Here is a 9,433-nt window from a genome sequence, read left to right as displayed (position 1 = left end):
CGGCGAAAAGGTCCTCTTTGAAGGTGCACAAGGTACTATGCTTGATATTGACGAAGGTACTTACCCATACGTAACTTCATCAAACACTATCTCAGGCGGTATCTGCTCAGGTATTGGTATGGGTGCTAACCGTTTGAACACTGTAATCGGTGTCTGCAAGGCTTACACCACTCGTGTTGGTGAAGGTCCATTCCCAACTGAACTTCTTGATGAAGTTGGTGACAGAATTCGTGACACTGCTCATGAATACGGTACTGTTACCGGTCGTCCACGTCGTGTTGGTTGGTTCGACTCCGTTGCCCTTCGTCACGCTAAGCGTGTGTCAGGCATTAACGGCTTAAGCTTGAACTTGCTTGATGTCTTCTCAGGCTTTGACAAGATTAAGATTGCTACTGCTTACGAACTTGATGGTAAGAAGATTGATTACTACCCAGCAAGTTTGAAGGAACTTTACCGTTGTAAACCTGTTTATGAAGAACTTCCAGCATGGGATGAAGATATTACTCAAGTTAAGACTTGGGATGCTCTTCCAGAAAATGCTAAGAAGTTCTTGAATCGTGTTTCAGAATTGGTCGGTGTACCACTTGTTACTGTTTCAGTTGGTCCTGACCGTGAACAAACTATCGTATTGAAGAATCCATGGGAAATGTAATTTATGATTAATCGTTATACTCGTCCCGAAATGGGCAAAATTTGGACTGATGAAAATAGATACGCAGCTTGGCTTGAAGTAGAAATTGCTGCTACTAGAGCATGGGCTGAACAAGGCGAAGTGCCTAAGGAAGATGCAGAAAAGATTGCTAAGAATGCATCATTTACTGCAGAACGTGTGGCAGAACTTGAGCAAGTAACGCACCACGACGTTGTTGCCTTTACTCGTACAGTTTCTGAAAGCCTTGGACCTGAAAAGAAGTGGGTTCACTTCGGTCTTACTTCTACTGACGTTGTTGATACTGCTCAAGGACTTTTACTTAAGCAAGCTGACAACATTATCAGAAAAGATTTGCATGAATTAAAAGAGACCATTGCGGAAAAGGCTAGAAAATATAAGTACACTGTTGAAATGGGTCGTACTCACGGTGTGCAAGCTGAACCTACTACTTTTGGTTTGAAGCTCGCTCGCTGGTATGCCGAAATCAACCGTGATATTGAACGTTTCGAACACGCAGCCAAAGGGGTAGAATCAGGTAAAATTTCTGGTGCTGTTGGTACTTTTGCTAACGTTCCACCTGAGATCGAAACCAGTGTTATGAAGCAACTCGGTTTAACGCAACAACCAATCACCAGCCAAGTATTGCCACGTGATTTGCACGCAGAATACATCGCAATGCTTGCCTTGATCGCTACAAGTATTGAAAACTGGGCTACCGAAATTCGTGGTTTGCAAAGAAGCGAAATTCATGAAGTTGAAGAACACTTCCGTGCAGGTCAAAAGGGTTCTTCCGCAATGCCTCACAAGCGTAACCCAATTGGTTCAGAAAACCTTTGTGGTATGGCCCGGGTATTGCGTGGTCATGTCGTTACAGCTTATGAAGATGTTGCCCTTTGGCACGAACGTGATATTTCTCACTCAAGTGCTGAACGTGTAATTTTGCCTGATACCACAATCGGTATCGACTACATGTTGCACCGCTTCAACCGTATTTTGAGCAACTTGGATGTCTTCCCAGAAACTATGCTCAAGAACATGGATCGTACCTACGGTTTGATTTACTCACAACGTGTGCTTCTTAAGTTGATTGACGAAGCAGGACTTTCTCGTGAAAAGGCCTATGATATGGTTCAAAAGTTGACTGCTAAGTCATGGAACGAGCAAAAACAATTTAAACCTCTAGTAGAAAATAGCGAAATTATGAACTACCTTTCTAAAGAAGACGTTGATGATGCCTTTGATTATCACTATCACTTGCGTCATGTGGACGAAATCTTCAAGAAGTGTGGTTTAGACTAATTGATAAAATACCTAATTAAAGAAGCGTTTGGAGAAATTCCAAGCGCTTTTTTGGTACAATGGGAACATGTTAGAGGGAAAATATCATGAAAAAATTTGGTTCATTTGTTGTTAGATTAATCGTATTGCTTGCTGGTATTGCCCTAGCGGGTTTTCTTGTTTGGCAGTTATTCACTGATGCCACTTTACTTGACGTAGATGTTCAAACTAAGGGTCCAGTTATTGTCGTAATCTACAGTTTGATTGCATTAATTTCATTAGGTGCTGGAGCTAGTTTCTTTACAGATAAAAATTTAGGCTCAACTATTTTCTTGGGAGCAGTTTTAACAGTAATTGCTCTAATTCTCTGGGTGCAAAATCAAGATTTAGCTAATATTTATCGTTGGTACTTTATTTATGGCTTGTTAGTTTCAGTGTTGAGTCCATTTTTTAGAAAAGAAGACTAAAAAAACAAATTCCGAAAAAATTTCGCACCCTTTTTGCGTAATAAATAGTAGAGGGTAAAAACTCTACTACTTTTTTTGGAATGAGGTTTTATTATGTTAAACAACGAACTGTCGGCAGAGATGGTGGACCATTTAACCGCTGGAATTTTGAAGAAGTATAATGATAAATTACTTTCTGCGGTGCAGCGATTGTTTCCAGAGCTTGATATCAAAGAAGTGCAATCGCTTGATGACGTGAACAGAAATGCTTTGGGAGAACGAGCAGTGGTTCACGTAATCGCATGGGATGCAAAACGCAGCAAGTATGGTTTGATAATCCAAGTAGGTTCACAACGAGCAGGTGAAAACATTCTTGAAGTGGCTAATGGCTATCAGGAAGAAATTATCTTCGGTAGATTGGATTGCCCTGAAGAAGAATTCAAGGCAGCTTATGTTGTGTTTTTATGCCGTGAAGATCCATTTGGTAAAGGAAAATTTCGTTATGAATATTTTGGCGGTAAGTATGATAAACGAACTGGAAAGACTACACCAGCACCTAATGTAATTTTCTTCAATTTAGATAATGAAGATGAAGAAATTTTTTAGAAAATATAGCTATGTATTTGTTTAAGAAACACAATTAGAACAAAATGAGAATAAATATTGAGCTATCAGATGTATATATCTGGATTTAAATACTTAAATTAAGTCATTAAAAATGTATATATAGTTGAAAATAACACGTAGAAAAGGCGAAAATATAGAGATTTTACGCCTTTTTATTTTTTAGAAAAAATGATGGACAAATCGAAAAGAAGGGATATAATTCTAGTTAAATTAGACAAGGAATTAAAAAAGAGTGAGAATATGAATGGACAAATGGACGACCACATGAACAAGCAAGAGCTTAATCATTGGTTACATAGTCGTAAATGGAAGAGAATATTGTTGATCTCAGAATTCGTTTATGTAGTAATTCTGATGTTGACACTAGTTTTTAACTTTTCTGTTTTCATGCATTTAGTAGTATTTCAAGGGATAGCAATTTTCATTTATTTATTAGTCGGTTGGATCTTCGATAAAGGTGATTCAGCTGTCAGCTTTAAAAAGCGTGATACATTATGGGAAACGATCACTAGCATTCGTCTTAATCGTTTATTCTTTATCAGATTTTTCGAAATAGTTACTTTCTGGGTAAACGTAGCAGCAGACATTGCATTTGGACGTAAACTCTGGGACGATATTTTGAATGCACCATTAAAAATCCAACACGCGACTACGCTTGAGAATGCGTCACTTTACGGCGATTTTGCTTGTGTAATCTTGCTAGCAATAGTCTTTATCGCTATTATTTTCGCAAGTAACAAGACGATGCGCGTTTCCGCTGGTTTAGCAATCATTTTCTTGTTGGCAGTTTTGCTTATTCAACCCGAAATGATGACAGCTTCTATTGTAGGAATTGTCGGTAGTGTTAGTGCAATCGTACTTTCTTACCAAGCTAAGCTATAGCTGAAAATTAAAATGAATAAAAAATTAACGGACTAGTTCAAGCTAGTCCGTTTTTGTTATTATATAAGTTGCTAGTTTATTGATGAGGATTAAGAAGAATGGTTACACAAAAACAACGTCGTCTTTGGGCATTCTTGGCTGCCTTAGCCTGCGTCATGTGGGGAATCTCAGGTTTATTTGCCAAGAGCTTATTTAATACGAGTCCGTCCATCACGCCAATGTGGCTTTCACAAATCAGAATGGTCACATCTGGTATTATCTTGTTGATCGTAGCTGGATTTTTAAAGCAAAAGCCAATCGCCACGATGAAGAATAAACATGATGCTTGGGTAATTATTGCTTACGGTATTTTTGGTTTATTACCCGTGCAATTATTTTACTTTATCGTTGTGCAACAAGCTAACGCTTCAATTGCCACAATTTTACAGTTCATCGGTCCATTTTTCGTAATGGCATATTTAGCCTTTACGCATAAACAAGTAATGCGCCGGATTGATGTGATTGCAGCGATCTGTGCCTTTATTGGGGTTGTTTTGCTTGCAACGCACGGCCGTTTCAATCATTTCGCCATTACGCCAAGCGTTTTATTCTGGGGCTTGCTTTCAGCCGTTGGTGTAACGACTAACACCTTGATTCCAATCGGCGTTTTAAAACGCGTCTCAAGCTTAGTCGTTACAGGTTGGGGCCTTTTATCTGCAGGAATCTGCTTGATGATCGTTCACCCACGGATGCCGCATATTCCTAATACGCCACACGTTTGGTTTGATGTGGCAGTCGTAATTGTAATTGGTACTTTGATTCCGTTCCAGCTGATGACCAACTCATTGCGTTTCATCAAGGCTTCTACGGCAAGTTTGCTTGATGCATTTGAACCATTCTCTGCCACAGTTGGTTCAGTTCTCTGCTTTGGCTTAGTAATGACGCCAATGGACTGGATTGGTTCAATCTTGGTTGTTGTAGCTGCAATGGCTTTGAACATTTCTCCAAGAAAGAAAAAAGGAAAATTGAATAATGTTTGATCCAAAAACACGTAGACTGTGGACTTTACTAGCAGCACTCGCTGCTGTCATGTGGGGAATCTCAGGTCTTTTTGCAAAAGGTTTATTCAATATTAGTGCTAAAATCACGCCGATGTGGTTAACCCAAATTCGGTTGATTATTTCAGGAATCGTACTTTTGCTTTTAGCAGGAGCACTGAAGCAAAAGCCAATTGCTACATTAAAGAATAAGCATGATGCCTTAGTAATTTTTGCTTATGGCATTTTCGGATTATTACCCGTGCAATTATTCTATTTCATGTGTATTCAGGTAGCTAACGCTTCAATCGCTACAATTTTGCAGTTCATCGGCCCGTTTTTCGTATTAGGATATTTGGCCTTTACTCATAAGCAAGTAATGCGTAGATTGGATATCTTGGCTGCGATTGCGGCTTTTATTGGTGTCTTTTTACTATCGACACATGGCCAGTTTGATCATTTGGCTATTACGCCAGTCGCATTATTCTGGGGTCTGCTTTCAGCAGCAGGTGAAGCAACATATACTTTAATCCCAGTTAATATTGTTAAAAGAGTATCCAGCATGGTTGTAACGGGCTGGGGGATGCTTTTCGCCGGGATTAGTTTGGTAATAATTCATCCGCAATTTCAAGCAATCCCGAATAAACCAGCAGTTTGGCTCTATACCAGTGTTGTAATTATCATTGGAACGATTATTCCATTCCAGATTATGACCAATGCTTTGCTTTACGTTATTCCGTCTACAGCCAGTTTGCTTGACGCATTTGAACCATTCTCTGCCACGGTCGGTTCAGTTTTATGCTTCGGCCTTGTGATGATGCCAATGGATTGGGTAGGTTCAATCCTGGTTGTCGTAGCTGCAATGGCTTTGAATTTGACGCCAAAACAAAAGAAGAAAAATAAAGTTCATGAATGAAAATAAAGAAGAGAGGTTTATTCAACCTCTCTTTTTTTGTAAAAAATTAAATTAGTTAAACAGACAAGTAATGTAATAATGCCATAGACAATGAAGATGCTGGTGATTAAGGCAAGAGAAGAAAATTCGATCCAAAAGAAGACGGAGATCGAAATTAAGATGGCTGCTAGGATAATAGTTACAATATTTAGTCTTTTAAATTGTAAAGTAATTCCTGAAGCGAAGGTGCAGGCGGTTGCGATAGATAGGCAGGCTAGGTTGATCATTGATGGGGCGTAAGATGATAGATCACGAAATTCTGAAACTAGTGAAAGGCCCAGAATTAAGGCTATCAGTATTAAAAAATGTCGTGCATAACTGTCTATTTTCTCCATAGTTTTTACTCAACTCCTGTAATCAATGTTACAAGCATATAAAAAAGTGAAAAATTTTTCAAGTTGAGCAAAGAAACATAAGCTCTTTCTTATCAAAATTACAAAATAAGACATTTCCTGTAATTTTGCTTAATTTGATAGTATTACTTTTAAAACATAGTTGTAATATTTCTCAGGTAATATATAAAGCGTCGAAAGATAAAAAGCATTTAAGGAGAAATATCAATTGAGTTTTAGACGTAATTTAGTTAAGTTTGCCGCAGTTTTATCAGTATTCTTTACAGGAATTTCATTTATTAATGTTCCTAACCAAACACAAACTGTGCACGCAGCAGAGCAAAGCACTACAGAAAAACGTGAAGCAGTTGCCGATCTTGCTAAAAAACAAGTTGGTAAGCGTTACGTTTACGGTGCTACTGGTCCATCCGCATTTGACTGCTCAGGCTTAACCCAATACGTTTACAAAAAAGCCGCTAACAAGACTTTACCTAGAACTACTTACACTCAAGTTAACAAGGGGAAGAGCGTTTCAATGAAGAACCTTAAGAAGGGTGACTTGTTGTTCTGGGGCTCAACCTCATCTCCATACCACGTAGGTATTTATATTGGTAACAATAAGTATGTTCACGCTGCAACACCAGGTCAAGGTGTGGTTGAGCAAACTTTGAGTTCATACTTTTACCCATCAGCAGCTAAGCGTGTATTAAACTAATTTGACAAAATAAGCCTAAAAGAAAATATCGATCGGAAATAATCCGGTCGATATTTTTGTTTTATTTTTATCTTTTGATATCAATGTATATCCCCAGCATGATTAATAACCACCACACAATTGTGAAAGGAATCCGTACTATTACTAAGGTGATGTAAGTGCTCCAATCTAATGTAAAAGGGAAGAATAAAAATATCCATGTAAGGACGATCAAGGTAATCATTGCTAGCTTGCTATGATCGTAACAGCAATAAATACAATTAGGCTGGTCATTGCTTATACCTCTAAATAAAAAATACCATTAACAGTAGGTGTTAATGGCATTCTGTTTATTCAGCTACTGTTTCTTTTTCGCTAATACGTTGCTTGTGCCAATCCAAAATCATGTTAACGATGGCATTTGCTACATTAGTGTTTTTAAGAAGTGGGCCGTGTGAGTATGAACCGATAAAGTTGCGGTAACGTAAACCTTCGACGTGGTCTTGTGGGTTGTTGCCATAGCCTTCGATCATGTCACCAAGGGGATGCAACTTGTCTTTGTTGTCGAAGTAAGTTTGACCTGAGTGGTTTTCAAAAGCCTTAACTTCGCCCCATTCGGTCATGTAACGAGTATCACCGATCATTCTCTTGTCTGATTTGAAGACGGTGTGTAATGGCAAAATATCGAGTCCTGGGATGGTTACACCAGAGTTGGTCTTGTAGTAGCTACCCATAAGTTGGTAGCCACCGCAGATGCAGAGCATTGGCTTGTCACTGTTGATGTATTTTTCAAGCGTTTCTTTGTGTCTAGGTAAATCTTTAGCAACCACAGTTTGTTCGAAGTCTTGGCCACCACCGAAGAATACGAAGTCGTAGTCAAAAGCGTTGAAGTCGTCGCCAAGTGAGATATTATCAACTTGGGTGTCATAGCCTTCACGTTTGAGTAAGAAGCTAAGAATCTTAACATCGCCGGAATCGCCGTAGGTGTTCATCAAATCTTCGTAAAGATATGCAATTTTGATTAATTTGTCGCTCATTTTATCTTCCCTTAATTTGCTAGAAATTTATGTACTTAGTATAACGTAAATCAAGAAGATTTGGCGATAAAAGATCTTGAAATTATGTTTCAGTTATAACTGATAAAAATATGCTAAAAGTTTCAGATATAATCGAAACTTCTGTGGAAAATCTTTCAGATATAATATAATAAAGACAAATATAAGTATATTTGTACATTATGAGGAATAAAAAATGAAAACAAGTCTATTAAAAGGAATTATTTATGGGCAACGGCAAATTATTAGAGAGGCTAAAATAATACCGCGTGAATACTCGTTTGATCCGAATTTCAATTATGTCCTTGTAGGTTTAAGAAGAGCAGGAAAATCCACACTTCTTTATAAAGTAGCACAAGATTTAGTTAAAAATGGTGTTGATTGGGATCAAATCATTTATGTAAATTTTGAAGATGAACGTCTATTAGATTTTACAGTAAATGATTTCAATGACATTGTACTTACGGCTAATGAAATAACACCTAAAAAACATTATTACTTTTTTGATGAAATTCAAAATATTGATGGTTGGGAATATTTTGCTCGACGAATGGCTGATGAAAAACAGTATGTTTATATAACCGGTAGTAATGCCAAGATGTTAAGTGGAGATATTCAAACTCATTTGGGAGGCCGCTACATGATTAAATATATTGCCCCATTCAATTTTAGAGAATATCTAACAGCTAAAAATATTCGTCATGATGAAGAGGCGCTGTATACCACTGCATTGAATGGCCAAATACGTGGTGCTATGAATGCTTATTTAAAAGATGGTGGTTTACCTGAGACTATTAATGCCATCGAAAAAAGAGATTACCTAAACAATATTTATAATAATGTGCTACTCAGGGATGTAGTTTACAAAAATGGTGTTCGTTCACCTGAAGTATTACGGAATTTAATAAAGAAATTATCTGAATCTGTGATGCAAGATGTTACATATAATCGTCTGGCAAAATTATTGACACAAATTGGCCATCGTGAAAACGAAAAGAAGGTAAGTCCCGAAACTATAATTGATTATCTTGACTATGCTAAAGAAGCCTATCTTATTTTTGATATTGAAAACTATGTTGCCAGATTTGCTGAGAGAAAAGCAAGCCCCAAATATTACTTTACTGATAATGGAATTTTGAATCTATTCTTGTTTGATAAAAATGCCACACTTCTAGAAAATGTTGTAGCTATTGTTCTTCATAATAAATATAAGGATGATGTTTACTTTCTTAAGTCGGCTAAGACAAAGATTGATATCGATTTTTATTTACCAGAACATAGCAAAGCAATTCAGGTAACATGGGAACTTTCAGAGACTGATAAAAAAAGAGAGATTGGCAATCTAGTTAAATTGCATCAAACTAATCCGGAGATAAAAGATTTGATAATAGTCACAGCTGAAGATGAGGATGAAATTCAAGTAGGTGACTGTGAAATTCAAGTAATACCTGTATACAAATTTTTGCTGAAAAACTAATAAATAAAGCTAGAGCGAA

The 9,433-nt window shown here is 37.5% G+C and carries 10 protein-coding genes; 9 read left to right on the top strand and 1 reads right to left on the bottom strand.

The window, feature by feature from the left end; translation table 11 throughout:
• The 8 genes from BN1206_RS08705 to BN1206_RS08665 form a co-directional block, all read left to right on the top strand.
• Positions 1 to 652 (top strand): adenylosuccinate synthetase (locus BN1206_RS08705; protein ID WP_197072926.1); only part of this gene is annotated, 652 nt, incomplete at its 5' end.
• Positions 653 to 655: 3 nt separating this feature from the next.
• A complete protein-coding gene (gene purB / locus BN1206_RS08700; RefSeq protein WP_013438735.1) occupies positions 656 to 1,951 on the top strand; it encodes an adenylosuccinate lyase in 1,296 nt (431 codons plus the stop codon).
• Between the two features lie 86 nt (positions 1,952 to 2,037).
• Entirely contained in the window at positions 2,038 to 2,397 is a 360-nt protein-coding gene (locus BN1206_RS08695; RefSeq protein WP_013438734.1) for a hypothetical protein, read from the top strand.
• 93 nt (positions 2,398 to 2,490) lie between these two features.
• Positions 2,491 to 2,982, top strand: coding sequence for a hypothetical protein (locus BN1206_RS08690; protein ID WP_013642551.1), 492 nt, complete (start codon positions 2,491 to 2,493; stop codon positions 2,980 to 2,982).
• Between the two features lie 261 nt (positions 2,983 to 3,243).
• Positions 3,244 to 3,885 (top strand): hypothetical protein, encoded by a 642-nt coding sequence (locus BN1206_RS08685; protein WP_046433932.1) that lies wholly within the window; start codon positions 3,244 to 3,246, stop codon positions 3,883 to 3,885.
• A 98-nt stretch (positions 3,886 to 3,983) separates the two neighbouring features.
• Complete coding sequence (locus BN1206_RS08680; RefSeq protein WP_046433930.1) at positions 3,984 to 4,904, top strand: DMT family transporter; 921 nt, start codon at positions 3,984 to 3,986, stop codon at positions 4,902 to 4,904.
• On the top strand, positions 4,897 to 5,817 hold the full coding sequence (locus BN1206_RS08675) for an EamA family transporter (protein WP_013642549.1): 921 nt from the start codon (positions 4,897 to 4,899) through the stop codon (positions 5,815 to 5,817). Before BN1206_RS08680 ends, BN1206_RS08675 begins: the two co-directional genes overlap by 8 nt.
• A 600-nt stretch (positions 5,818 to 6,417) precedes the next feature.
• Entirely contained in the window at positions 6,418 to 6,903 is a 486-nt protein-coding gene (locus BN1206_RS08665; RefSeq protein ID WP_013438728.1) for a C40 family peptidase, read from the top strand.
• A 329-nt stretch (positions 6,904 to 7,232) separates the two neighbouring features.
• On the opposite strand, the gene BN1206_RS08660 is transcribed toward BN1206_RS08665, so the two are convergent.
• The gene (locus tag BN1206_RS08660; RefSeq protein WP_013438727.1) at positions 7,233 to 7,919 is read right to left on the bottom strand and encodes a type 1 glutamine amidotransferase; all 687 of its coding nucleotides are present in this window, start codon (positions 7,917 to 7,919) and stop codon (positions 7,233 to 7,235) included.
• Positions 7,920 to 8,133: 214 nt separating this feature from the next.
• Between BN1206_RS08660 and BN1206_RS08655 the strand changes: the two genes are divergently transcribed.
• Positions 8,134 to 9,414, top strand: a complete 1,281-nt coding sequence (locus BN1206_RS08655) for an ATP-binding protein (RefSeq protein ID WP_013438726.1) — start codon at positions 8,134 to 8,136, stop codon at positions 9,412 to 9,414.
• Positions 9,415 to 9,433 lie beyond the last annotated feature (19 nt).

Origin of the sequence: Lactobacillus sp. OTU4228, from assembly GCF_001006945.1 — a bacterium.
Taxonomy (GTDB): Bacteria; Bacillota; Bacilli; order Lactobacillales; family Lactobacillaceae; genus Lactobacillus; species Lactobacillus amylovorus.
Note: the sequence above shows the minus strand (reverse complement) of the source record. Positions and strands in the feature narration are given on the sequence as shown.

What these genes read in the sequence shown, in the direction of transcription:
- BN1206_RS08690 (WP_013642551.1), top strand. Translation starts at nt 2,491, where the DNA reads ATGTTAAACAACGAACTGTCGGCAGAGATGGTGGACCATTTAACCGCT.
- purB (WP_013438735.1), top strand. Translation starts at nt 656, where the DNA reads ATGATTAATCGTTATACTCGTCCCGAAATGGGCAAAATTTGGACTGAT.
- BN1206_RS08660 (WP_013438727.1), bottom strand. Translation starts at nt 7,919, where the DNA reads ATGAGCGACAAATTAATCAAAATTGCATATCTTTACGAAGATTTGATG.
- BN1206_RS08695 (WP_013438734.1), top strand. Translation starts at nt 2,038, where the DNA reads ATGAAAAAATTTGGTTCATTTGTTGTTAGATTAATCGTATTGCTTGCT.
- BN1206_RS08675 (WP_013642549.1), top strand. Translation starts at nt 4,897, where the DNA reads ATGTTTGATCCAAAAACACGTAGACTGTGGACTTTACTAGCAGCACTC.
- BN1206_RS08680 (WP_046433930.1), top strand. Translation starts at nt 3,984, where the DNA reads ATGGTTACACAAAAACAACGTCGTCTTTGGGCATTCTTGGCTGCCTTA.
- BN1206_RS08685 (WP_046433932.1), top strand. Translation starts at nt 3,244, where the DNA reads ATGAATGGACAAATGGACGACCACATGAACAAGCAAGAGCTTAATCAT.
- BN1206_RS08655 (WP_013438726.1), top strand. Translation starts at nt 8,134, where the DNA reads ATGAAAACAAGTCTATTAAAAGGAATTATTTATGGGCAACGGCAAATT.